The organism is Geothrix rubra (assembly GCF_030268065.1).
Lineage (GTDB): Bacteria > Acidobacteriota > Holophagae > Holophagales > Holophagaceae > Geothrix > Geothrix rubra.
This window is the reverse complement of sequence record NZ_BSDD01000005.1, coordinates 170,120-193,592: the sequence shown is the minus strand read 5'-3', so window position 1 is coordinate 193,592 and position 23,473 is coordinate 170,120. Positions and strand designations below refer to the sequence as shown.

Below are 23,473 nucleotides of genomic sequence, written 5' to 3'. Positions count from 1 at the left end.
GATCAGGCAGAGGAGTTCCCGATGTTCATCGTCACCGGCGGCGCCGGATTCGTGGGCAGCAACCTGGTGAAGGCGCTGAACCGCTCGGGCCACACCGACATCCTGGTGGTGGACAACCTGGCCCGGGGCGAGAAGGCCCGGAACCTGGCGGACCTGGTCATCTCCGACTACCTGGACAAGCGTGAGTTCCGGGCCCGCCTGGACGCCGGCACCCTCGACCTCCGCCCGGAGGCCGTGTTCCACAACGGGGCCTGCTCCGACACCATGGAGGCCGATGGCCGCTACATGATGGAGAACAACTTCGGGGACTCGAAGGCCCTCCTCCACTGGTGCCTGGCCCGGCGCACGCCGCTGGTGTACGCCTCCAGCGCCGCCACCTATGGCGCCAGCCGGGACTTCGAGCCCGTGCCCCGCAACGAGCGTCCCCTCAACGTCTACGGCTACTCGAAGCTGGCCTTCGATCAGCACGTGCGGAGCCTGCTCCCCGCGGTGCAGAGCCCCGTGGTGGGCCTCCGGTACTTCAACGTCTTCGGCCCGCGGGAGGACCACAAGGGCCGCATGATGTCCGTACTGCACCAGCTCCTGCGCCAGCTGAGGGAGCAGGGCGTCTGCCGCCTCTTCGAGGGCACGGACGGCTACGGCGACGGCGGGCAGCTGCGGGACTTCGTCTTCGTGGAGGACATCGTCGCCATCAACCTGCACTTCGGGGGCTCCTCCACGGCCAAGGGCATCTTCAACGCCGGCACGGGCCGGGCCCGCAGCTTCAACGACATCGCCACCACCCTGATCCGACTCCTGGGCCGGGGCCGCATCGAGTACATCCCCTTCCCCGAGGCCCTGCGGGGCAAGTACCAGAGCTTCACCCAGGCCGACGTGCGGAGCCTCCGCGAAGCCGGCTTCACCACCCCCTTCACGGAGCTGGAGGACGGCATCGAGGCCACGCTGGCGGAGCTGGGCTAGGCCCCTCCGTCCATCCGGTCGACGATCACCAGGGTCACGTCGTCGATGAAGGCCGCGGGGGCGTTCTGGGCCCGCGCCTGCGACACCACCACATCCGCCGCGGCGTCCGCGTCTTCGGGCAGCTCGGCGCAGATGCGGCGCAGGCCGGCCTCCTCGAGCATGGTGCGGTCCTCCCGTTCCACCTCCACCAGGCCATCCGTGTAGAGCAGCAGACGGTCCCCGGGCAGGAACTCGGCATCCTGCTCGACGAAGGGGAGCTGGGCGTCCAGGCCCAGCATGAAGCCCTTGCCGCGCAGCACCTCGGAGCGCCGCAGGCCGCCCCGGGCACCGCCCACGATGCGGAGGGGGGCGCAGTGCCCCGCGACGACGTACCGCACGACGTTGCGGACCGGATCCACGCGCCCCAGCCACGCCGTGGCGAACTGCTCGGCCAGGGTGGAGCGGCAGAGATCCTCGTTCATGCCCTGGGCCCAGGCCAGGGGCCCCCCGCCCAGCCGCACCTGGTTCTCGAAGGAGGTCTTCACCATGGCGGAGATCAGGGCCGCGGTGACGCCATGTCCGCTCACGTCCGCGATCATGACGGCGGTGCCTCCGTCCGGGAGGGGCAGCACGTCGTAGATATCCCCGCCGATGCCGGAAGCGGGCAGGTAGCGGTGGGTGTAGCGGACGCCGTGGGCCTCGCCCGGCAGCTTGGGCAGGAGCCCCATCTGGAGCGCCGCGGCCAGTTCCATCTCCTCCTGGACGCGGGTCTGGAAGGCGGTCAGTTCGCGGTTCTGCCGCTTGATCTCCTTCTGCATCCCGATGAGGCGGAAGGTGGAGTCCACCTTGGCCAGCACCTCCTGGGCGTGGAAGGGCTTGGGGATCATGTCGTCAGCCCCCAGCGACAGCCCGCCGATGCGGGAGGCGGTGCCATCCAGGGCCGAGAGGATGATGAAGTAGATGTCCTGGGTCGCAGGATCCGCCTTCACCCGCTTGCAGAGCTCGTCCCCGGGCATCTCCGGCATGCGGAGATCCGAGATGATGAGGTCGGGCTTCAGGTGCCCCATCTCCACCAGCGCCTCTGCGCCGTTGCCGGCCGTCAGGACCTGGTAGTCGGCCCGCTTCAGGTAGAAGCTGAGGATGTCCCGGATCGGGGCCTCGTCATCGACAACCAGAACGACGCCCTTGGCCATGGGAACTCTTCACTGGGGGATGGTGGAAGGCTTCAGACGCGCGCACCCGGCTCCGCCAGGGCCATGCGTGGGGAGCGCGAGGGGGACGCGGTGCGACCAGAGGGCGCAGGCAGTCCCCCCTCGAACAGGTCAGGCGCCGCGGAGGGCATCCTGTTCGGTGGCGAAGATGGAGAAGTAGTTGGTGAGGTTGGTCTGGTCGAAGGTCTTCTTGACCGGGGGAGGCAGGCACGCGAGGTGCAGCTTCCCCCCGGACTTGTCCACGCTGTTGCGGGCAGCGACCAGCAGGCCCAAGCCCGAGGAATCGATGAAGCTGACGCCCTCCAGGTTGATCACGAGGAGCTTGGGCTGAGCCGTGGCCACCGTCTCGCGGATCACGTCGCGGAGCTGGGCGGTCACCTCGAAATTGACCTTGCCCTGGATGGACACCACAGAGGCGGTTCCGTCTTGGCGGGTCTGGATGTTCAGCATGGTTCCTCCTGAAGGATTCCCTGGAGCACTCGCCGCCGGGCGGCGTCCCGCTGGCGCTGTTTGTATTCCGAATGTGAAGCGGGCCCGGATTGGGCGCTTTGGAAACCTGATCTCTCCATCACTTGAACTTCGTGTGCGAAGAAGAAGGTAAACTCCTCCTGTTCCTGGATCAACATCGGAATTCGGGCGGGGTCAGCCAGATGCGTCTGACCCGGTTCCTTCGCGGGTGTTCCGGGGGCCCCCACCCCCTGGGACCAGGGGCTGGGGAGGCGGATGAGGGTGCGGGCCGTGAACTGAACCGCCGAGTAATCCTTGCTTGAAAAGGGGTTCTGTTCCGTGGACGGCCGCTTGGCGGCCAGGGTCCGGTTCAGCTCCAGGCGCTCGGAGGGGCTGAGGTCCTGGATGCAGAAGGCCGGGGGGAGGGCCTCCATCCAGGTTTCCAAGGCCTGCATGTCGATCATCAGGTTGCGGCTGCGGCTGGGCTTGATGTGGGTCGGCATGAGCACGTGGTGGTCCAGGAGGAACCGGATGACCATGAGCACGCCCAGCTGGTCCTCCGCCACCAGGCGGATGCCGATCTGGTCGTAGATGGTCTCCGCCACGTTCTCCGGCTTGTGGAGCATCTTGAGCAGCATGGACACGCGGTCCTTGTTCTCCTTGCGCTCCACGGCCACCAGGGGCACCTCGTAGGCCCCCCGGAGCAGCCACTGGTTCCCTTCCCGCACCAGGTACCGGTCGTAGCGCTCGAAGACCTGGCGCTGGATCTCCGGCAGGAAGCGCAGGTTCACGTTGTGGTCCACATGGAAGAGGGTGTGCATCACCCGGAGGAGGGCGCAGGCCCAGCGGCCGCGGAGCGAGCGGGGACGCTCCGAGGCCCACAGCAGGAGGTCCAGGGGATCCTCGAGTTCCTGGAGGTCCGGGGGGACGTGCAGGTCCGTGCCGTCCAGGACCACGGCCTCCAGGAAGTCCACGGCGTCCTCGAAGACCCTCACCACATGGGCCCGCTGGGCGGGGATCCCCATGTCGTAGCCGTAGTTCAGGGCGAAGTCCCGGGCGTCCTCGGGCGCATGGATCCGCAACCCGTCCAGGTCGATGGGCGACCCCCCACCGAGGACCACGCGGGTCACCTCGGGGGGCATGGGGAAGAGGGGCTGGGGAGTCATGGCGTCGAAAGTCTCATCGGCAGGACGATAGCATCATAAAAAAACGGGGCGCCCAGAATCCGGGCGCCCCGCAAGGTCGGCGTTCGGCCTACTTGATGGCGAAGGCGGCGACGAGCACGTAGATCACGAGGGCCTCGATGAGGGCCAGGCCGATGATCATGGTGGTGCGGATGTTGCCGGCGGCCTGGGGGTTGCGGGCCACGCCCTCGCAGGCGGCGACCACGGCCTTGCCCTGGGCCAGACCGCAGCCGGCGGCGGCGATGGCGAGCGCGATGTGGGCGGTGAACTGGCCCTCGAAGAGGCTCTTGGCCACGGGGGCGGCCGCGGGCGCGCCCTGGGCGAAGGCGACGGCGGCCAGGGTGAAGAGGAAGGCGGTGGTGAGGAACTTCTTCATGGGAGTGCTCCTGGTTGTGCCCGGAGGGTTCGGAATCCGCCGGACGGGTGAAGGTTTTCACATGCGCAGAAAGCGGCTGCGCCGCTTTCTGCGTCAGGTTCAATGCTCGTGGCTGACCGCGCCACTCAGGTAGATCACCGCGAGCATCGTGAACACGAAGGTCTGGATCAGGCCGAAGAAGAGGCCGAGCACCATCATGGGCACCGGCAGCAGGAGCGGCATCAGGCCGAAGAAGATGCCCGCCACCACGTGCTCGCCGGCGATGTTGCCAAAGAGTCGCAGGGAGTGGCTGAGGATGCGGCTGAGCAGGCCGAGGATCTCGAGGGGGAACATCAGGGGCATCAGCCACCAGATGGGGCCCGCGAAGTGCGCCCAGTACTTGCCGAAGCCCTGCTCCTTCATGCCGTGGAAGTTGTAGTAGGCGAAGACCACCAGGGCCGCGCCGAGGGTGACGTTCCAGTTGCTGGTGGCGGGGCTCAGGCCCGGGATGAGGCCGAAGAGGTTGTTGAAGAACACGAAGAGGGCCATGGTCCCGATGAAGGGGAGGTAGCGCTCGCCGTGGTGGGCGATGTTGTCGCCAATCATGCCCTGCACCCACTCGACCACCCCCTCGAAGACCTGCTGCAGGGGGCCGGGAATGCGGGAGAGGTTCTTCCGGACCAGGGTCGTGATCGCCATGGCCACCAGGGCGGCCAGCAGGGCGTTCAGCAGGTGGTCGTAGCGCTCCAGGACGGAGAGCGGTTCCCCGTGGGCGAAGCCGGGCCAGGCGTGGCGGGCCAGATGGAGGATCTGGGTGAGCCACTGGGCGAGGAGCGAGGGGTGGTGTTCCATCTCGGGTGGACCTCAGGCGGGAGGGATCGGGTCGACGCGGTGGAAGGCCAGCCGGATGGCTTCCAGGAGGATGCCGCCCACGAAGAGCAGGACCCCCGTGGCGAGCGGCAGGGCTTCCGCCGGGTATCGGTCCATCATCCCACGCAGCACCAGCGCGATCAACGCCAGTTTTCCCAGCGAAAGGAAGCCGTAGAGCCAGCGCCGGCGCACCGAGGGGGTGAGCATCCGGGCCGTGAGGTACCGGTGGAGGGCCCAGAAGGCCAGGCTGGTGACGCCGCCCACGAGGAAGGCCAGGGCGGCCTGCCCCGAGCGCAGGAGCCCCCACAGGGGCACGCCCAGGGCCAAGAGGCCCACCTGGAAGCGGGTGGCCCAGCGGAGGTGGTCCTCCCCCTCAGCGGCCATCGGTCCCCCGGTCGTCGCCGTCCTTCCGGTCCCCCTGGGATCGGCGGAGTTCCTCCTCGTCCCTGCGGGACATGCGGCGGCTCACCTTGTAGAGCTCCCAGAAGGCGGTGCCCACGCCCCAGACCAGGCCGACCCACTGCCCGCCGGCGGCGTGGCCGAACCACCCGCCGATCCACCGGCCCAGGAAGAAGCCCAGCACGATGCATAACGGGAAGGTGAGCCCCAGGGACAGGAGGTCGCCCCAGAGGGCCCGCTCCCCCGGATCCACACCCTCCTTGTCGCGCCGCAGGATCACCCGGAACCCCAATGGAAGAGGGCGCGGGAACCTCCCGCGCCCTCCAGTGTAGGGCCCAACGTCAGCTCAGGGCGACCTTGCCGGCCCACTCCAGCAGCCAGGGGCCGAAGGCCGTGCCGACCAGGATCACCAGGCAGGCCACGCCCACGATGAAGGTGGGCAGCGTCCCCAGGGCCGGAGCCTCGCCCTCCGCGGGTTCCCTGAAATACATCTGGTTCACGACGCCCAGGTAGTAGTAGGCGCTGACGGCACTGGTGAGGAGGGCGATGACCGTGAGGGTGACGTGGCCCTGCTCGATGGCCAGCTTGAAGAGGTAGAACTTCCCGAAGAAGCCCAGGAGCGGCGGGATGCCGGCGAGGCTGAGGAGGAACATCATCATGGCGAAGCCGAGGACGGGGTGCTTCCGGCCCAGGCCCTTGAAGTCCTCGATGCGCTCCCCCTCCCCCTTGCCCTGGAGGTAGATCACCACGGCGAAGGCGCCGATGTTCATGAAGATGTAGATGGCCATGTAGAGCCACACAGCCTGGGCGCCGGCCACGGGATCGGCCGACAACACCCCCAGCAGCATGTACCCCACGTGGGCGATGCTGGAGTAGGCCAGCAGGCGCTTCATGCTGACCTGCTTCACGGCCGCCACGTTGCCGAGGATCATGCTGGCACCGGCGATGTAGGAGAGGGGCAGGACCCACTCCGTGAACAGGCCGTGGAAGCCCGTGCCGAACACGCGGAGGAAGGCCGCCAGGGCCGCGGCCTTGGGGGCGGTGGCCATGAAGGCGGTGATGGGCGTGGGCGCGCCCTCGTAGGCATCCGGCGACCACATGTGGAAGGGCACCGCGGCCACCTTGAAGGCCATGCCCACCAGCACCATCAGCACCCCGCCGAAGACCAGCAGGGAATCCGGCTTGGGCACGAGCGCCAGGGCCTGGTTCAGGTCCGCCAGGTTCGTGGTGGTCCCGCCGGCGGCCCCGTAGAGGAGGCTGATGCCGTAGACCAGGATGCCGCTGGAGAAGGCCCCCAGCAGGAAGTACTTCATGCCGGCCTCGACACTGGTGCTCCAGTCCCGCAGGTAGGCCACCAGGATGTAGATGCAGACCGCCATGAGCTCGAGGCTGAAGTAGACCGAGATGAGGTCCGTGGCTCCGCAGAGGAAGAGCATGCCCGACAGGGAGAAGAGGATCAGGGCGTAGTACTCCACCGTCTGCTGCTTCAGGCCGTTCAGCACCCGCTGGCTGAGGGCCACGGCGCCGGCGGCGCCCAGGATGCTGAGCAGCTCGAAGCCGCGGGTGAGGCCGTCCATCTGGAACATGCGGCCGAAGCCCAGGCCGTTCTCGGTCCGGACGACCAACATGGCCGTGATGGCCAGGATGACGAGGGTCACCGGGGCCCACTGGTGCTTCGACCCGCGGTTCACGAAGAGGTCCCCGGGCCACAGCATCAGCGTGGCGACCGTCATCAGGAAGAGTTGGGGGGTGATCAGGTGCGCATCCCGGAGGAGCGCATCCAGAAGCCCCTGCGCGAAGCCGGTCATCAGTGGCCTCCCCCGTGGGTGGTCTCGGCCGGGACCTCATGGCCTTCGGTTCCATGGGCGGCCGGGGCCTCCATGCCGCGGAACCCCACCTTCGCGGCCTCGGCCTGCCGGGCGGACAGGTTCTCGGCGGCGTAGTAGCCGGGGTTGACCTGCATCACCAGCTTGCGGACAGGCGCGTCCATCACGTCCATGATCGGCTTGGGATACATGCCGATCCAGAAGGCGGCGACGACCAGGGGCGCGAAGTAGAGGATCTCGCGCATGCTCAGGTCCTCCATCTTCTCGTTGACGGGGGTGATGGGTCCGAACATCACGCGCTGGTACATCCACAGCAGGTAGGCCGCGCCGAGGATGATGCCCAGGGTGGCCACCAGGGCGGCCCAGGGGAAGGCCTGGAAGGAACCCATGAGGATGATGGCCTCGCCCACGAACCCGTTCAGCAGGGGCAGCCCCAGGCTGCTCATGGTCATGATCATGAAGATGGTGGCGTAGACCGGCATGCTCTTCGAGAGGCCGCCGAAGTCCGCGATCATGCGGGTGTGCCGGCGCTCATAGACGATGCCCACCGCGAGGAAGAGCCCGCTGGTGCTGATGCCGTGGTTGAGCATCTGGAAGAGGCCGCCCTTGATGCCGTAGGGGTTCAGGGCGAAGAGGCCCAGCATGCACATGCCCAGGTGGCTCACGGAGGAATAGGCCACCAGCTTCTTCATGTCCTTCTGGATCATGGCCACCAGGGCGCCGTAGACGATCCCGATGAGCGCGAGGGCGATGAACCAGGGCATCAGGTCCTTGGTGGCGCCCGGTAGGATGGGGAGCAGGAACCGGACGAAGCCGTAGGTGCCCATCTTCAGGAGGATGGCGGCCAGGATCACGGAGCCGGCGGTGGGCGCCTGCACGTGGGCGTCCGGCAGCCAGGTGTGGAACGGGAACATCGGCACCTTGATGGCGAAGCCGATGAAGAAGGCCAGGGCCATCAGGTACTGGAAGGCCTTGGTCTGCTGGGCGATCACGGGGGCCATGGCCTGGAAGCTGGCCAGGGAGAAGTCGTAGGTTCCGGTGGTCTTGTGCTGCAGGAAGTAGATGGCGAGAATGGCCACCAGCATCAGCACCGAGCCGGCCAGGGTGTAGAGGAAGAGCTTGATCGCGGCGTAGAGCTTCTGCGGGCCGCCCCAGATGGCGATGAGGAAGTACATCGGCACCAGCATCACTTCCCAGAACAGGTAGAAGAGGAACATGTCCTGGGTGATGAAGACGCCCAGCATGGCGGTCTGGAGCACCAGCATCCAGAGGTAGTACTCCTTGTGCCGCTCCGTGATGGAGCTGAAGGAGCAGGCGATGGCGATGGGGCCGATGAAGGTGGTCAGCAGCCAGAGCAGGAGGCTGATGCCGTCCATGCCCACGGCGAACTTGACCCCGATGGACGGGATCCAGGTCCAGGCGGCGAACCACTGCACCGCGTCGCTGGTGCGGTCGTAGCCGAACCAGAAGGGCAGGCTCAGCAGGAAGCTGACGATCATCACGGCCAGGGAGCCGTACTCGAAGACCTTGCGCTGGCCCTTGGGCACCAGGAGCAGGACCAGCGCGCCCAGGAAGGGCAGGAAGGTCGCCACCAGCATCAGTGTCGTGTTTGCGGTGAACATGGGGACTCCAACCAGAAGGGCGTGGGCCTAGACCAGGAATTTCCAGAATGCGAAGACGAGGAAGCCGAGGAACATGACGAAGGCGTAGTGCTGGACCCGGCCGCTCTGGAGGCGCCGGAACACCAGGCTCACCTGGTGGATGAGCCAGGCCACGCCGTTCACCAGGCCGTCCACGATCTTCTGGTCGACCCAATGCATGCTGTCGGCCCAGAGCACCGTGAAGCGGGCGGCGCCGTTCACCATGCCGTCCACCACCCAGGTGTCGAAGCTCCAGAGCTGCGCGGAGAGCCGCTTGCAGGGACCGATGAGGGCCGCCTCGTAGAACTCGTCCACGTAGTACTTGGCGTTCACCCAGCGGTAGAGGTTCGGGAAGCGGCCCACGAAGGCCTTGGCGCGGCTCCAGCTGGGATCCACCTTGTAGATCCACCAGGCCAGCAGCATGGCGCCGGGGGCCCACACCAGGGTGGCCCAGGCCATCAGGCCGTATTCGATGGCCGGCGGCACGTGCTCGCCGTGGGCGGCAGGCGCCACCTGGTAGAGCAGCGGTTCGATCCACTTGGTGAACAGCTCGGCCGGCACGATGGGCAGGATGCGGTGGAGGCTCTCGGGGTAGTTGAGGAAGCCGCCCACCACCGCCAGGCCCGCGAGGATGGACACCGGCAGCCACATGCGCCAGGTGACCTCGTGCGGATGGTGCCCGGGGACGAAGTCGTGGTCCTCGGGATCGTCCACGTGGTGGTCGTGGGCCTTGTCCAGTTCGTGGACATGGTTCTCGCCGTGGGCGTGCGCATCATGGCCATGGGCGCCGTGGCCGTGATCGTCGTGGGCGTGGTGGGCCTCGGACTGCACGGTCAGGCCGTAGGGATCGTCCCCTGCCCCGCGGTAGTTGCCGTAGAAGGTCATGGCGATGAGGCGGGTCATGTAGAAGGCGGTGCAGAACGCGCCGAGCATGCCCAGGATCCAGGCCACCAGGTTCAGCGTGGGGCCGTCGTAGTGCCCATGGTGGTACCACCCCTCGAAGACCTTCCAGAGGATCTCGTCCTTGGAGAAGAAACCCGAGAAGGGGAAGATGCCGGCGATGGCGAAGGTCGCGAGGATCATCGCCATCGAGGTGATGGGCATGAGCTTGCGCAGACCGCCCATGTTCCGCATGTCCTGCTCGTGGTGGCAGGCGGCGATCACCGCGCCGGAACCGAGGAAGAGGCTGGCCTTGAAGAAGGCGTGGGTGAAGACGTGGAACATGCCGGCCGCGAAGGCGCCGGCGCCCATGCCCATGAACATGAAGCCCAGCTGGCTGACGGTCGAGTAGGCCAGCACCTTTTTGATGTCGTACTGGGCCAAGCCCATGGTGGCCGCCACGAAGGCCGTGAGGGAGCCGAAGGCCAGCACCACCGACAGCGCCACGGGGGCGTTGATGTAGATGAAGTTCAGGCGGGTGATCATGTAGAGGCCGCTGGTCACCATGGTCGCGGCGTGGATCAGGGCGCTCACGGGGGTCGGGCCCGCCATGGCGTCCGGCAGCCAGACATAGAGGGGGATCTGCGCGGACTTGCCCATGGCGCCCACGAAGAGGCAGCAGCCGATGAGGTTGAACCACCAGGTGGGGGTGGCGGCGTGGCCGAAGAGGGTGATGGACGGCAGGGCCATCACGCCGCGCACGGAACCCATGAGCGTGTCGTAGTCCAGGCTGCCGAAGACCATGAAGATCAGGAAGAACCCGATCATGAAGCCGAAGTCGCCGATGCGGTTGGTGACGAAGGCCTTCTTGCCCGCGACCGCGGCGAACTCCTTCTCGAAGTAAAAGCCGATGAGCAGGTAGGAGCAGAGCCCTACGCCCTCCCAGCCCAGGAACATCATCAGGATGTTGGCGCCCAGGACCAGGTTGAGCATGCTGAACACGAACAGGTTCATGTAGGCCATGAACCGGTAGTAGCGGCCGTCGTTGCGCTCCTCGGCCATGTAGCCGGTGCTGAAGAGGTGGATGAGGAAGCCCGCCCCGGTCACCAGCAGGGCCATGCAGCCGCTGAGCACGTCGAACTTGTAGGCCCACTCGATCTTGTAGGTGGAGAGGCCGCCCAGCACGCGCGCGCCACCGGCGTCGAACCAGGTCCAGAGGCTCTGGTGGATGGATCGTTCATCGGCGGGCAGCCCGATGAGCTGGCCGAAGTGGACCAGGGTGAGGACGAAGGCCAGCCCCACGCTGCCGAGGGCGAAGAAGTCGACGACCTTGGTGTTCTGCAGCCTCCGGCCGGAAAGACCGTTGATGAGGAAGCCGAAGAAGGGCAGGAAGGGGATCAGCCAGAGGAGGCTGCCCGCGTGGGATGCGGCGGTCATGGCGGATGGCTCCGTGATCATGGCGAGACTCATGGTCGTCATCCCTTCAGCAGGTTGATGTCGTCCACCTGGACGGTGTCCCGCCTCCGGTAGAGGGCCACCACCAGGGCGAGGCCCACGGCCACCTCGGCAGCCGCGAAGCCCATCACCAGCAGCGCGAAGGCCTGCCCGGAAGCCGAGCCGCTGTGCCGGGCGAAGGCGATGAAGTTCAGGTTGGCGGCGTTGAGCATCAGCTCCACGCACATGAGGATCACCAGGGCGTTCCGCCGGATGAGCACCCCGGCCACGCCGATGGAGAACAGGGCGAAGGAGATGAGGAGGACCGAGTTCAGGCTGACCATCACACCCTCTCCGACTTGGCCAGGACCACGGCGCCCACCAGGGCGACGAGGAGGATCACGCTCAGGATCTCGAAGGGCAGCAGGTAGTCCGCGAAGAGGCCGCGGCTGACGGCCTGCGCGTTCTGCTTGGCCACATCCAGCCCCCGGGCCAGTTCGGGCCGCAGCACCAGGGCATCCGGCGAGGCCTTGCCGAAGATGGCGTTGCGGAACACCCCGGCGAAGGCCGCCACGCCCGCGAGGACCGCCACGATGGCCACGCGGGACTGGTTCTGGAAGACTTCCAGCCTCGCCTTCTGCTTGAACTTGCTGATCTCGACGAGCATCACGACGAACAGGAACAGCACCACGATGCCGCCCGCATAGACGAGGATCTGCGCCACGCCCAGGAACTCGGCCTCCAGGGATAGGAAGCAGCCGGCCACGCAGAGCATGGTGAAGAGGAAGGCCAGGACGCTGTGGACCGCGCTCCGGGCCGTCACCATGAACGCGGCTCCCGCCAGGGCCAGGAGCCCGAAGATCCCGAACATGTTCCGGCCGAGCGTTTCGAGTAGGTGTTCCATGGGGTGTCCTTCGAGTCCGTGTTGGGGCGGTTCAGTCCTCGGCCACGCTGTACTTGCCCACCGGCGAGGGGACGAACATGTTCTGGCCGTCGCCCTCCATGCCGAGCGAGAAGTCCTCGCGGTTGTAGGTGGCGAGCTCGAACTGGTGGTTCAGGATGATGGAGTCGAAACCGCAGCTCTCCACGCAGAACTCGCAGAAGATGCAGCGCTCCATCTCGAAGTCGTAGCGGACCGGGAAGGGCATCTTGCGCCCCTCCTTCTTGCCCTTCTCGATGGTGATGACCTCGGTGGGGCAGATCTTCTCGCAGGCGAGGCAGCATACGCACTTGATCTCGCCCTGCTCGTCCTTCAGCAGGGTGAGCCGCCCGCGGAAGCGGGGCGCCAGGCGCACCGGGATCTCCGGGTACTCCTGGGTGAAGTGCTTCAGGTGGGCGCGGACCTTCTTGCGATTGGCGGACAGGAAGACCTTGCCGAAGTACTTGCCGGTCAGCGCAAGGCCGGCCGCGATGTCGGAAGGGATCAGGGTCTTGAGCAGGCGCACGGATCCTCCCTCAGTAGGCGAAGCGGATCAGGGCCGCGACGAACAGGTTCACCAGGGTGAGCGGGATGAGGTACTTCCAGCCCACGTCCATGAGCTGGTCGTACCGGTAGCGGGGCAGCGTGGCCCGCACCCACAGGTAGGTGAAGAGGATGAAGAAGACCTTCCCGAAGAAGAAGATCAGGCTCGGCTGCCCGAAGAAGGGCACCGTGGCGGGGATGAACCGCTGGAGCCCGAAAGGCAGGAAATGGTAGCCACCCAGGAAGAAGCCGCTGGCGAAGGTGGAGACCACGATCATGTTGGTGTACTCGGCCAGGTAGAAGAACCCGAACTTCATGCCCGAGTACTCCGTGTGGAAGCCCGCCACCAGCTCGTTCTCCGCCTCGGGGAGGTCGAAGGGGGTGCGGTTCGTCTCCGCAAAGCCGCAGGTCGTGTAGATCAGGAAGCCCGCCATGAGGGGGAAGGTCGCCAGCCAGCTCATGCCCTCGCCCGTGGCCAGGCGGAGGGACATCTCGCGGAAGTTGAGGGAGCCGGACAGCACCACCGGCACCAGCAGGCTGAGGGTGAGCGGGACCTCGTAGCTCACGATCTGGGCGGCGGAGCGCAGGCCACCGAGCAGCGGGTACTTGGAGTTGGAGGCCCAGGCACCCAGCACGATGCCGTACACGCCCACGGAGGCCAGCCCGATGATGTAGAGCAGGCTCACGTTGACGTCGGAGATGAAGCCCATGAAGGGCAACCCGCCCACCACCGGGAAGCCCGCGGGGAAGGTGAACAGGACACCGGGATAGAAGGCGATGGCGGAGAACACGCCGAAGGCCGCCATCACGGAGAGGATAGGGGCGAGGGTGAACACGGCGCGGTCGGCCTTCTCAGGAATGATGTCCTCCTTGAGGATCAGCTTCAGGATGTCGGCGATGAAGACCGGCAGGCCGCGGAGGATGGAGAGCACGGGCACCTTCCCCATGGCCCACATGCCGCGGTTGAGCGCGCCGGTGAGGCCGCGGTGGCCGCCGGCGGTGCGGGTGGCGCCCAGGCGGACCTGGACGTAGCCGATCACCTTGCGCTCGGCGAAGGTGAGAAGGGGCACCATCACGAAGATCAGGACCAGCACGGCCACGATCTGGATCAGGCCCATCACCAGGGTTTGTGTCAGGGTCATCGTCGGCATGGAGGGAATCCTCAGCGGTCAATCTCGCCCAGCACCACATCAAGGGTGCCGATGGCGGCAATCACGTCGGCCAGGAGCCGGCCTTCGACCATCTTGGACAGGGCCTGCATGTTCACGAAGCTGGGGGCCCGGACATGCATGCGGTAGGGCGTGGTCCCGCCCTTCTCGCCCACGAAGTAGTAGCCCAGCTCACCCTTCGGCGCCTCGATGGAGTGGTAGACCTCGTTCACCTCGGACTTGAGGATCTTGGGGATCTTGGCCATCACCGGGCCCTCGGGCAGCCCGTCGATGCACTGCTGGATGATGCGATGGCTCTGGCGCATCTCGGCGAGCCGCACCAGGTACCGGGCGTAGGTGTCGGCCTCGGGCCGGGTGGGGATCTCGAAGTCCATCTCCGCATAGGCGGCGCTGGGGAAGGCCTTGCGGATGTCGTAGGGCACGCCGGCCGCGCGCAGCACGGGGCCGGTGACACCCAGGGCGATGCAGTCCTCGGCGCTGATCTTTGCCACGCCGACGGTGCGCTTCTTCCAGATGCGGTTCTCGGAGAGGAGGGTCTCGTACTCCTCCAGGCAGTCGAGGAAGATGCCCTGGAAGGCCTGGGCCTGCTTGATGAAGCCGGGAGGCAGGTCCTCGCGCAGGCCGCCGATCCGGAAGGCCGTGGTCGTGAGGCGGGCGCCGCAGAAGGCCTCGAAGAGATCGAGCAGGTACTCCCGTTCCCGGAAGGTGTAGAGGAAGACCGTCATGGCCCCGATGTCCAGGGCGTGGGTGGCCAGCCACAGCAGGTGGGAGGCCAGCCGGTTCATCTCGGTGAGCATGGTCCGGATGTACCGCGCCCGCCGGGGGACCTCGATGCCGAAGAGCTTCTCGACGCCCTCGGCCCAGCCCAGGTTGTTGCTGATCGCCGCCACGTAGTCCATGCGGTCGGTCCACACCTGGCCCTGGAAGAAGGTCTTGTTCTCGCAGATCTTCTCCACGCCGCGGTGCAGGTAGCCGATGATCGGCGTGCACTTCACCACCGTCTCGCCGTCGAGCCTCAGCTTCACCCGGAGCACACCGTGGGTGGAGGGGTGCTGGGGCCCGAGGTTGATCTCCATTTCCTCGTTCTTGAACACCGTCCGCTCCTAGTCCGCCTGGGGTTGCTTCAGGTTGATGCCCATCTGGCCGGCCTTCTCCATGGCGATGCGCATCAGCACGCCGCCCCGGTCCTCCCGGAGGTCGATGTCGCGCTGACCCCAGCCCACGGTCGGGTATTCCTTCCGCAGCGGGTAGCCCTCCCAGTCCTCCGGGCAGAGGATGCGGGTCATGTCCGGGTGGTCCTTGAAGCGGATGCCCAGCATGTCGTAGGTCTCGCGCTCCATCCAGTTCGCGCCGGGGTAGAGGGAGCAGGCGCTCTCGGGCTCGAAGCCCTCCGGCACCAGGATCCGCACCCGCAGGCGCTTGCGCCGGCTGATGCTGGTCAGCTGGTACACCACGGAGAAGGCGAAGTCCTTGGCGGCCGGATAGTGGGTGCCGGTCTGGTCCGCCAGCATCTCGTACTTGAGGGACGCGTCCTCGCGGCAGAAGCGGAGGGTCTCCAGCAGGGCCTCCTTCCGCACCTGGCAGGTGAGTTCACCCGCCTGCTCGAAGACCTCCTCGACCTTGTCGCCCAGCAGCTCCTGGAGGCGCAGCAGGTCGGGGTCCTTGGCCTCCTGCGGCCAGGGGGTCTTCATGTCGTTGTCGTCCTTCCGCGGCACGGGCTTCACCGGGGGCTTGGGAGCCTCCTTGCCCTCCGCCTCGGCCTTGGCCTTGGCGGTCTCGTAGTCCGCCTGCATCTTCTGCCACTTGGCCTCGTCCGCGGCCTGCTGGGCGGCCACCTCGGCCCGGTAGGCCTTCAGGCTGGGCAGGGGCACGGTCTTCGGCAGGACGATCTGGCGCTGGGGTGAGGCGGCGTAGTCGTAGACATAGGGACCGGCGGGGACCTCGGGCTCGGCCGGGGTCTGGGGTTCGATCGGTTCGGACATCAGCCGACCTCCTCGAAGATCTCCTTGTACCGGTCCGCCAGGCTGCTGGTCATGATCTTGTCCTGCAGCTTGAGGAACCCGTAGATGAGGCTCTCAGGGCGCGGGGGGCAGCCCGGGATGTAGATGTCCACGGGCACGACCTTGTCCACGCCCTGGATGGTGTGGTACGAGTCGAAGGGCCCGCCGGCGGTGGCACAGGAGCCCATGGCGATGACCCACTTGGGCTCGGGCATCTGGTCGTACAGCTTCCGGATGATGGGCGCCATCTTGTAGGTGACGGTCCCCGCCACGATCATCAGGTCGCTCTGCCGGGGGGTGGCGCGGAAGATGCCGGCCCCGAAGCGGTCGAAGTCGAAGCGGCTGGCCCCGGCGGCCATCATCTCGATGGCGCAGCAGGCGAGCCCGAAGGTCATGGGCCACACGCTCGAGGCCCGCGCCCAGTTGACGACCTTCTCCACCTTGGTGGTGATGAGCACATGCTCCAGGGCGGTGGGTTGATTTACTCCCATGTCAGGGCTCCCTTGGACCAGATGTAGCCGTAGCCGAACAGCAGGAGGAAGAGGAAGATCCCCATCTCGATGATTCCGAAGACGGCCAGTTCCTTCATTTGAATGGCCCACGGCATCAGGAAGACCGTCTCCACGTCGAAGACCAGGAACATGACGGCCACCAGGTAGTAGCGGACGCTGAACTTCTCCCGGGCCTCGGAAGTGGCCGTGATGCCGCACTCGTAAGCCGAGTATTTCGTGGGATTGGGGAATCGCGGCCGCAGCAGCCGGGAGAGGGTCCAGACCAGCACCGGCAGGATGGCGGCGATCAGAACCAGAAGCAGTATTGGCGCATACCCACGCATGGGCCCTCCCGAGCAGGACGATTGTGCCGCCTGTGTCACGGAAGGGTCAATGTTTCAGACCTGACCGGACGGTCGGTTGTGATCCATGACCGCCCCACCTCACCCGCCGGTTTTCTCCGCTAGGATGCTTCCATGTCCCCACAGCCCCCCACGGCCCCCGCGGAACCTGTCGAGCCCGGCGATTCGACCCTCACGGACTTCCGTCCCGCCCGGGAGCTGTACCCGACCCTGGACCTCACCCGCGAGCCGGTGGATTTCGCCCTGTTCCAGGCCCTGCCCCTCGACCTGATGCTCAAGCACCACTTCGTGCCCGTGCAGGAGCGGGAGGGCGTCCTCTGGCTGGCCATGGCCGATCCCCTGGACATCACCACCCAGGATCTGCTCCGCCTCCGCCTCAAGCGCCCCCTGCGCTTCGCCGGCGCCCCCCAGGCCCAGATCCAGGAGGTCCTGAAGAAATCGGAGAGCGGGCAGAAGGTCATGGACGAGGCCGGCGAGGCCCTCAAGATCCAGGTGCTCCACGAGGAGGATCTCGACGACGAGGTGCTCGACCTGGAGCGCCTGACAGACAAGGACGAGGCCCCCATCGTCCGCCTGGTGGACACCACCGTCTTCAACGCCCTGCAGCGGCGCGCCTCGGACATCCACCTGGAGACCACCAGCACCGGCTTCCAGATCAAGTACCGCATCGACGGCAGCCTCTACCCCGCGGCGGATCCCATCGACCGCCGCTTCGCCTCGCCCATCATCAGCCGCATCAAGGTCATGTCCGAGCTGGACATCGCCGAGAAGCGCAAGCCGCAGGACGGCCGCTTCAAGCTGAAGGTGCGCGGCCGGGCCATCGACTTCCGCGTCAGCATCATGCCCACCATCCACGGCGAGGATGCGGTCATCCGCATCCTGGACAAGGAGAACCTCACCGAGGAGTTCCAGTCGCTCACGCTGGAGATCCTCGGCTTCTCCGCCCACGAGCTGCAGCGTCTCCGGCGCTTCGCCCGCGAGCCCTACGGCATGTTCCTGGTGACCGGCCCCACCGGATCGGGCAAGACCACCACCCTCTACGCCGTGCTGAGCGAGATCAAGGCCCCCGAGGACAAGATCATCACCATCGAGGATCCGGTCGAATACCAGCTCGAGGGCGTCACCCAGATCCCCGTGAACGAGAAGAAGGGCCTCACCTTCGCCCTGGGCCTCCGGTCCATCCTGCGCCACGATCCCGACAAGATCCTCGTGGGCGAGATCCGCGACCCCGAGACGGCGCAGATCGCCATCCAGTCGGCCCTCACCGGCCACCTGGTCTTCACCACCGTCCACGCCAACAACGTGCTGGACGTGCTGGGCCGCTTCCAGCACATGGGCGTCGAGGTCTACAACTTCGTGTCCTCCCTGAACTGCATCCTGGCCCAGCGCCTGGTGCGCGTGCTCTGCCCCAAGTGCAAGCGCCCCGCCCCGCCGCCCAGCCCCCAGGAGCTGGAGGAGAACGGCGTGGACGAGGCCTGGCTCCGCAGCGCCACCCTCTTCGACCGGGTGGGCTGCGTGGACTGCCATGGCACGGGGTTCCGCGGCCGGCAGGCCATCATCGAGTTCATGGGCCTCAACGACGAGCTGAGGGAGCTGCTGGTCCAGCGGGCTCCGGTCCGCGAAGTGAAGGCAGCCGCCCGCCGGGGCGGCATGCAGTTCCTCCGGGAGAGCGCCATCGAGAAAGTCAAATTGGGGATCACGACTTTCGCCGAGATCAACAAGGTGACGTTCCGCGAAGGAACCTGAGGCCGGGGTTCACGCCCCCCGCACCAGCTCCCGCTCCAGGCTCTGCAGCTGCTTCAGGCGGGCGTAGGTGCCCGGCTGGGCAGCCAGATCCTCGGGGGTGCCGAGCTGCTGGACCTTCCCCTCGTGCAGCACGAGCACGCGGGCGCAGGTCTCGGCCACGAAGACGCGGTGGGTGGCCAGCACCAGGGTGGACTTGCCGAGGAAGGCCCGGAGGTTCTCCAGGATGCGGCTCTCCGTCTCGGCATCCACCGCGGACAGGGCGTCGTCCAGCAGCAGCAGCCGGGGGCGGCGGAGGAGGGCCCGGGCCAGGGCGGCCCGCTGACGCTCGCCGCCGCTGAGGGCCACGCCGCGTTCGCCCACCACGGTGTCCAGCCCCTGCGGCAGCCGCTGGATCAGCTCGTCCAGGCACACCACCCGGGCGATGTCCCAGACCTCCTCCTCCGTGGCCTCGGGCCGGCCCATGGCCAGGTTCACCCGCAGGGTGTCGGAAAACAGGAAGGCCTCCTGGGGCACCCAGCCGAGGCCGGCCCAGTGGCGCCGGAGGCCGGTCTCGTCGAGGGTCTCGCCGTCGACGCTCAGGCGCCCCCCCTGGGGTTCCCGCAGGCCGGCCAGCATCTGCAGCAGCAGCGTCTTCCCCGACCCGATCCCGCCCACCACGGCCAGGCTGTCGCCGGGGGCCAGCTCCAGGTCCAGGGGACCCAGGCCGCGGCCGCTATCGAAACGGTGAACGGCCCCCTCCAGGCGGAGGGCGGCGGGCTGCTCCGGCAGCAGGATGGCTACGGCCGGCGGCAGGGCCGGCTCCGGGCTGTTCAATACGAAGTCGATGCGCTCCTGCCCCGCCCGGGCCCGCTGGAAGAGGTTCACGGACCAGCCCAGGCTCATCATGGGCCAAGCCAGGGCCACCAGGAATCCGGTGAAGGCCGTGAGGTCGCCGAGGTCGAGGACCCCCCGCACCATCAGGCTGCCGCCGTAGGCCACCAGCACCAGGGCGGAGACCCCGCTGATGAAGGCGGAGAGGGGGGCGTAGGCGCTGAACACCACGGTCTGCTGCATGCTGAGCGCCGCATGGCGCAGGCTCAGCTCCCGGAAGTGGCCCACGCGGGCCTCCTCCAGCCCGAAGGCCTGGACCACCCGCTCCCCGCTGATGGTCTCGTGGCTGAAGGTGGACAGGGCCGAGAAGGCCAGCTGGAGCTTCTGCTGGATGGCGTGGCTGGCCTTTCCGATCAGGTAGAAGCCCAGCGCCAGCAGGGAGAAGGGCAGCATCACCGCCAGGGTGAGCCGCCAGTTGATGTGGATCATCAGGGCCAGGGTGACAGGCAGGATCGACACCACCTGGAGGAAGCTCATGAGGCCTGGTCCCGTGGCCATGCGGACCGTGCCCACGTCGTCGCCCACACGGGACATGAGGTCACCCACCCGCTGCCGCTCGTAGAAGGCGAAGGGGCGCCCCAGGAGGTAGGTGTACAGGCCCTCCCGCTGCTCCCGCTCCACCTCGCGGCTGAGGCCGATGAGGGTGTTCCGCATGAAGTAGCGGCCGATCCCCGCCGTCAGGGTGAATGCCAGCATCCAGAGCAGGTAGATCCGTGACCCGTGCCAGTCGCGAAGCTCCAGGGCGTGGACCGCCTTGCCGGACCAGAAGGGCACCACGGACGCGGCCACGCTGCACCAGACCGTCGCCGCCAGCCCCCCGTAGAGCTTCCGCCGGTGGCGGGCCAGCAGGGGCCACCACCAGAACAGGCTGGATCTCGAAGCGTCCGCCACGGTTCCTCCTCGTTCAGAGTAGCAACACCCATCCCCCTGCCGGGGCATGGCCCCCGAAGGGGACTTGGCAAGCCCCGGCCGCCGGCGCATCCTGGGAAAATTCAGGAATGACACCATGCGGAACAAACTCGCCATCCTCCTGCTCTCCCTGGCCACCCTCATGGCCCGGGCCCAGATGGTGGAAGAGAGCTTCGCCCGGGACCCCGGCCCCCTGGATTTCGTGAAGGGCGAGGGCTACGAGCAGGCCATCCTCCAGGCCCTCACGGGCGACGCCCTGGTGGGTCTGGATGCCGCCGGCAAGGTGGTGCCCCGCCTGGCCGCCTCCTGGAAGCTGAAGGACGGCACGTACCTCTTCAAGCTCCGCAAGGATGCCCGCTTCACGGACGGCAGCCCCGCCGAGGCCGAGGACGTGGTCTGGACCTTCCGGGCCATCCTGGCGGATCCCAAGGCCAGCCCCACCAAGCGCGCCATCCTGGAAGGCGCCCGCGTCGAGCTGAAGGATGGCCAGGTGGCCCTGCAGTCCCCCCGGGCGCCGGGCCGCCTCCTCATGGAGCTGGCCCGCATCCCCATCGCCCAGCGCGGCCACCCGGACCGCGGCACCGGGCCCTTCCTCCTGCGGCATGACAACGGCGAATGGCGGCTCCTGCGCCGGGACCACTTCCTCAAGCCGGGCATCGAAGGCCTGCGCTTCCGCATCCTCGGCGACGGCCAGGCGGTGGCGCAGGCCCTCCAGAAGGGCTGGCTCAGCCTCGGCGTGCCCCCGGCCCGCCTGCAGTCCCAGCCGCCCCCGGGCTACCGCGTGGTGACCCAGCCCATGACCTACCAGCTCGTGGTGTGGAGCCGCATGGGCCTGGCCCCCCTCCAGGCCATGGAGCGCTGGCGGAAGGACGCCTTCCCGCCCCAGCTGCTGGGTGCCGGCGCTCGCCCCAGCCGCGGCCTCTGGCCCGGGGTGCTCGGCTTCGAGGACCAGGAGATCGACGCGGCCACCCTGCCCCTGCCGAAGGGGCGTCCCCTGCCCCTGCTCTACGCCGCCGGCGACGAGCCCGTGGAGAAGCTCCTCATGGCCCTGCGCGAGCGGGCCCGCAGGGACGGCGTCCAGATCGACCTGCAGCCCCTGGACCCGGCCCTCCTCGCCGACCGGCTCCAGAAGGGGGACTTCCAGCTGGCCTGCTACCTCGCCACCTTCGACCCGGAGCCCTGGTCCGTGCTGGAGTACATGGAGCCCCACGGCCCCCTCAACTTCACGGGCTGGAGCAGCCCCGCCCTCGCCCGGATCGTGGCCAGCCTGAAGGCTCCCGGCGACGCCGCCTGGACCGACCTGCAGGCCCTCTGGGCCAAGGCCCCGGGCGCCCTCCCCCTCGTGGACTTCCACAGCATCCTCTGGGTGGACAAGCGGCTGCAGGTGACGCCCGGCCTCCTGGGCCTCTACCTCTCCACACCCGGCGCGGCGGGATGGCGCTGGGAGAAGTAGGGCGCGACCGCCTCCAGGGGCTCGCGGTCTGGGGCCTCGGCCTCGGCCTGGCCCTGCTCCTCCCCGGCGTCCTCTGGAAGTCCGCCCAGCCTCCGCCCTTCCCCGCGCATGCCCTGCTCCCGGCGGCGCTGGCGCTGGGTTCCCTGGCCCTCGCCGCCCCCCTCGTGGTCTGGCTGGGCGGGCCGGAACTCGCCCGGCGCAGGACCCTGGCGCTCCTGGAGGCCCCACCCGATCTGCTGTGGGCGGCCCTCCTCTTGGCGCTCTGGCCCGCGGCCTGGGGCCCGCCCGGCCCCGGCGGCTGGACCCTGGCCTTCCTGCTGGCCGCCCTTCCCTCCGAGGTGCGCTGGCTGGCCCAGGCCCTGCCGCCCGAATCGCCCTTCCCCGCCGCATGGGGGCCCCGCGCCGTGCGCCTCGCGCGGGGGATGGCCCTGCGGCGCCTCTGGAGCCGCTGGCTGGCGGCCCGCCTGCCCCTCTGGCTCACCGCCGCCCTGGTGATCGAACGGCTGCTGGGCGTGCCGGGCCTCGGCACGGACTGGATGGACCGCATCGCCCGCCGGGACCGGGCCGGCCTTGCCGCCTGGATCCTGGTCTTCGCCCTCCTGTGGCTGCTGGGCCGCCCCCTGGAACGGGAGGAGGCATGAGGGGCCCGCGCCTCGCCGTCGCCTGGCGGCTCGCCTTCCTGGGGGCCTTCCTGCTGCCGGAGGTGCCCCTGGATCCCTGGCGCGGCGGGGCGGGACCGAGCCTGCGGCATCCCCTGGGCCTCGACGACCTGGGCCGCGACGGCCTCCTGCGGCTAGGCCTGGCCGCGGCCCGGAGCCTGGGCTTCGCCAGCCTCTGCGCCCTGCTTGCCCTGGCGGCGGGCCTGGCCCTCGCCCTCGGCGGCGGCCGCTGGCGCGGGGCCCTCTCCGCCCTGCGGAACCTGCCCCCCCTGCTCTTCCTGCTGCCCCTCGCCGCGGCCTTCGGGGGCCTGGCGCCGTTGCCCCTGGCCCTCCTGCTGGGCGGCCTCCTGGCCCTGCACCTGGAGGCCCCCCTGCGGGCGCGGATCGAGGCCTTCCGGCGTTCGCCCGCCTGGCTGTCCGAGACCCTCATGGGCGCCGGCCCGGGCTCCCGCCTCCGCCGCTGGGCCCCCTGGGGGCTGGATCAGGTGGCCCCGCTCCTCCCCAGCGCCTGGCTCGGGGCCCTCTGGGGCGAGGCCACCCTGTCGGCCCTGGGGCTCGGTCCGGGCCCCACCCACGACAGCCTGGGCCGCCTCCTCGCCGAGGAGCTGCCCCGATTGGCCACGGACCCCAGCCCCCTCGGATGGGCGGCCCTGGCGACCGTCCTGGCCTTAGCATGGACCTCCACCCTTCCGGAGCCCGCATGAGCCTCGTCGGACAGCCCCTTCCCGCCTTCTTCCTGCAGGACGACCAAGGCGTGACCGTCACCGACCGCGACCTCCGCGGCGCGTGGACCGTCCTCTACGCCTACCCCAAGGACAGCACCCCGGGCTGCACCACTGAGGCCTGCGACTTCCGCGACAACCTGGCCCGCGTGCAGGCCCTCGGCGCCCGGGTCTACGGCCTCAGCCGCGACAGCCTCAAGAGCCACCAGAACTTCAGGACCAAGCAGGCCCTGACCTTCCCCCTGCTCTCCGATCCCGACTGCGCCCTGCTGAAGCCGCTCGGCGCCTTCGGAAAGAAAGTGATGTACGGCAAGGAGGTCGAAGGCATCATCCGCAGCACCTTCCTCGTGGATCCCAAGGGCATCGTCCGCCACGCCTGGCCCAAGGTCTCCGTGAAGGGCCACGTGCAGGACGTGATCGACACCCTGGCGAAGCTGCGGGGCTGA

At 68.1% G+C, this 23,473-nt stretch carries 25 protein-coding genes; 6 read left to right on the top strand and 19 right to left on the bottom strand.

Annotated elements, in window-relative coordinates; translation table 11 throughout:
* The first annotated feature begins 21 nt into the window (after positions 1-21).
* Complete coding sequence (gene rfaD / locus QSJ33_RS13235; protein WP_285726941.1) at positions 22-960, top strand: ADP-glyceromanno-heptose 6-epimerase; 939 nt, start codon at positions 22-24, stop codon at positions 958-960.
* On the opposite strand, the gene QSJ33_RS13230 is transcribed toward rfaD, so the two are convergent.
* The 18 genes from QSJ33_RS13230 to QSJ33_RS13145 all read right to left on the bottom strand — a co-directional run bounded on the left by QSJ33_RS13230 (position 957) and on the right by QSJ33_RS13145 (position 16,650).
* Positions 957-2,132, bottom strand: a complete 1,176-nt coding sequence (locus QSJ33_RS13230; RefSeq protein WP_285726939.1) for a PP2C family protein-serine/threonine phosphatase — start codon at positions 2,130-2,132, stop codon at positions 957-959. The two genes, rfaD and QSJ33_RS13230, sit on opposite strands and share 4 nt — an antisense overlap.
* A gap of 129 nt (positions 2,133-2,261) precedes the next feature.
* Positions 2,262-2,600 carry an anti-sigma factor antagonist gene (locus QSJ33_RS13225; protein ID WP_285726937.1) on the bottom strand — a complete coding sequence of 113 codons (339 nt, stop codon included), beginning with the start codon at positions 2,598-2,600 and terminating at the stop codon, positions 2,262-2,264.
* Entirely contained in the window at positions 2,594-3,763 is a 1,170-nt protein-coding gene (locus QSJ33_RS13220; protein ID WP_285726935.1) for a TIGR04552 family protein, read from the bottom strand. Before QSJ33_RS13220 ends, QSJ33_RS13225 begins: the two co-directional genes overlap by 7 nt.
* Positions 3,764-3,851: 88 nt before the next feature.
* Positions 3,852-4,157 carry an ATP synthase F0 subunit C gene (locus QSJ33_RS13215; protein WP_243305056.1) on the bottom strand — a complete coding sequence of 102 codons (306 nt, stop codon included), beginning with the start codon at positions 4,155-4,157 and terminating at the stop codon, positions 3,852-3,854.
* Between the two features lie 99 nt (positions 4,158-4,256).
* Positions 4,257-4,988, bottom strand: coding sequence for a F0F1 ATP synthase subunit A (gene atpB / locus QSJ33_RS13210; RefSeq protein WP_285726930.1), 732 nt, complete (start codon positions 4,986-4,988; stop codon positions 4,257-4,259).
* A 12-nt stretch (positions 4,989-5,000) separates the two neighbouring features.
* Positions 5,001-5,390: a hypothetical protein gene (locus tag QSJ33_RS13205; RefSeq protein WP_285726928.1), complete on the bottom strand. Its 390-nt coding sequence runs from the start codon at positions 5,388-5,390 to the stop codon at positions 5,001-5,003.
* Positions 5,380-5,685 (bottom strand): AtpZ/AtpI family protein, encoded by a 306-nt coding sequence (locus tag QSJ33_RS13200; RefSeq protein WP_285726926.1) that lies wholly within the window; start codon positions 5,683-5,685, stop codon positions 5,380-5,382. Before QSJ33_RS13200 ends, QSJ33_RS13205 begins: the two co-directional genes overlap by 11 nt.
* Positions 5,686-5,746: 61 nt before the next feature.
* Positions 5,747-7,213, bottom strand: coding sequence for an NADH-quinone oxidoreductase subunit N (locus tag QSJ33_RS13195; RefSeq protein WP_285726924.1), 1,467 nt, complete (start codon positions 7,211-7,213; stop codon positions 5,747-5,749).
* Positions 7,213-8,853: a complex I subunit 4 family protein gene (locus tag QSJ33_RS13190; protein WP_285726923.1), complete on the bottom strand. Its 1,641-nt coding sequence runs from the start codon at positions 8,851-8,853 to the stop codon at positions 7,213-7,215. Before QSJ33_RS13190 ends, QSJ33_RS13195 begins: the two co-directional genes overlap by 1 nt.
* A gap of 27 nt (positions 8,854-8,880) precedes the next feature.
* Positions 8,881-11,187 carry an NADH-quinone oxidoreductase subunit L gene (nuoL, locus tag QSJ33_RS13185; protein WP_285726921.1) on the bottom strand — a complete coding sequence of 769 codons (2,307 nt, stop codon included), beginning with the start codon at positions 11,185-11,187 and terminating at the stop codon, positions 8,881-8,883.
* 38 nt (positions 11,188-11,225) lie between these two features.
* Entirely contained in the window at positions 11,226-11,528 is a 303-nt protein-coding gene (nuoK, locus tag QSJ33_RS13180; protein ID WP_285726919.1) for an NADH-quinone oxidoreductase subunit NuoK, read from the bottom strand.
* Positions 11,528-12,088, bottom strand: a complete 561-nt coding sequence (locus QSJ33_RS13175; RefSeq protein WP_285726917.1) for an NADH-quinone oxidoreductase subunit J — start codon at positions 12,086-12,088, stop codon at positions 11,528-11,530. Before QSJ33_RS13175 ends, nuoK begins: the two co-directional genes overlap by 1 nt.
* A gap of 31 nt (positions 12,089-12,119) precedes the next feature.
* Positions 12,120-12,629, bottom strand: coding sequence for a NuoI/complex I 23 kDa subunit family protein (locus tag QSJ33_RS13170; RefSeq protein WP_285726914.1), 510 nt, complete (start codon positions 12,627-12,629; stop codon positions 12,120-12,122).
* Positions 12,630-12,639: 10 nt separating this feature from the next.
* A complete protein-coding gene (locus QSJ33_RS13165) occupies positions 12,640-13,797 on the bottom strand; it encodes a complex I subunit 1/NuoH family protein (RefSeq protein ID WP_285726912.1) in 1,158 nt (385 codons plus the stop codon).
* 11 nt (positions 13,798-13,808) lie between these two features.
* A complete protein-coding gene (locus QSJ33_RS13160; RefSeq protein WP_285726910.1) occupies positions 13,809-14,909 on the bottom strand; it encodes an NADH-quinone oxidoreductase subunit D in 1,101 nt (366 codons plus the stop codon).
* A gap of 9 nt (positions 14,910-14,918) precedes the next feature.
* Complete coding sequence (locus QSJ33_RS13155; RefSeq protein WP_285726908.1) at positions 14,919-15,797, bottom strand: NADH-quinone oxidoreductase subunit C; 879 nt, start codon at positions 15,795-15,797, stop codon at positions 14,919-14,921.
* Positions 15,797-16,306 (bottom strand): NADH-quinone oxidoreductase subunit B, encoded by a 510-nt coding sequence (locus tag QSJ33_RS13150; RefSeq protein ID WP_285726906.1) that lies wholly within the window; start codon positions 16,304-16,306, stop codon positions 15,797-15,799. Before QSJ33_RS13150 ends, QSJ33_RS13155 begins: the two co-directional genes overlap by 1 nt.
* The gene (locus QSJ33_RS13145) at positions 16,297-16,650 is read right to left on the bottom strand and encodes an NADH-quinone oxidoreductase subunit A (protein ID WP_285726904.1); all 354 of its coding nucleotides are present in this window, start codon (positions 16,648-16,650) and stop codon (positions 16,297-16,299) included. The genes QSJ33_RS13150 and QSJ33_RS13145 overlap by 10 nt, the downstream gene beginning before the upstream one ends.
* A 132-nt stretch (positions 16,651-16,782) precedes the next feature.
* On the opposite strand from QSJ33_RS13145, the gene QSJ33_RS13140 reads away from it, so the two are divergent.
* Positions 16,783-18,414 (top strand): GspE/PulE family protein, encoded by a 1,632-nt coding sequence (locus QSJ33_RS13140; RefSeq protein WP_285726902.1) that lies wholly within the window; start codon positions 16,783-16,785, stop codon positions 18,412-18,414.
* Between the two features lie 9 nt (positions 18,415-18,423).
* Here the strand turns inward: QSJ33_RS13140 and QSJ33_RS13135 are convergent, their stop codons facing one another.
* Positions 18,424-20,175, bottom strand: a complete 1,752-nt coding sequence (locus QSJ33_RS13135) for an ABC transporter ATP-binding protein (protein WP_285726900.1) — start codon at positions 20,173-20,175, stop codon at positions 18,424-18,426.
* A 115-nt stretch (positions 20,176-20,290) separates the two neighbouring features.
* On the opposite strand from QSJ33_RS13135, the gene QSJ33_RS13130 reads away from it, so the two are divergent.
* The 4 genes from QSJ33_RS13130 to QSJ33_RS13115 are packed head-to-tail and all read left to right on the top strand — an operon-like array spanning position 20,291 to position 23,473.
* Positions 20,291-21,646, top strand: coding sequence for an ABC transporter substrate-binding protein (locus QSJ33_RS13130; RefSeq protein ID WP_285726898.1), 1,356 nt, complete (start codon positions 20,291-20,293; stop codon positions 21,644-21,646).
* Positions 21,628-22,287 (top strand): hypothetical protein, encoded by a 660-nt coding sequence (locus QSJ33_RS13125; RefSeq protein WP_285726895.1) that lies wholly within the window; start codon positions 21,628-21,630, stop codon positions 22,285-22,287. Before QSJ33_RS13130 ends, QSJ33_RS13125 begins: the two co-directional genes overlap by 19 nt.
* Positions 22,284-23,009, top strand: a complete 726-nt coding sequence (locus QSJ33_RS13120) for a hypothetical protein (RefSeq protein WP_285726894.1) — start codon at positions 22,284-22,286, stop codon at positions 23,007-23,009. Before QSJ33_RS13125 ends, QSJ33_RS13120 begins: the two co-directional genes overlap by 4 nt.
* Complete coding sequence (locus QSJ33_RS13115) at positions 23,006-23,473, top strand: peroxiredoxin (protein WP_285726892.1); 468 nt, start codon at positions 23,006-23,008, stop codon at positions 23,471-23,473. Before QSJ33_RS13120 ends, QSJ33_RS13115 begins: the two co-directional genes overlap by 4 nt.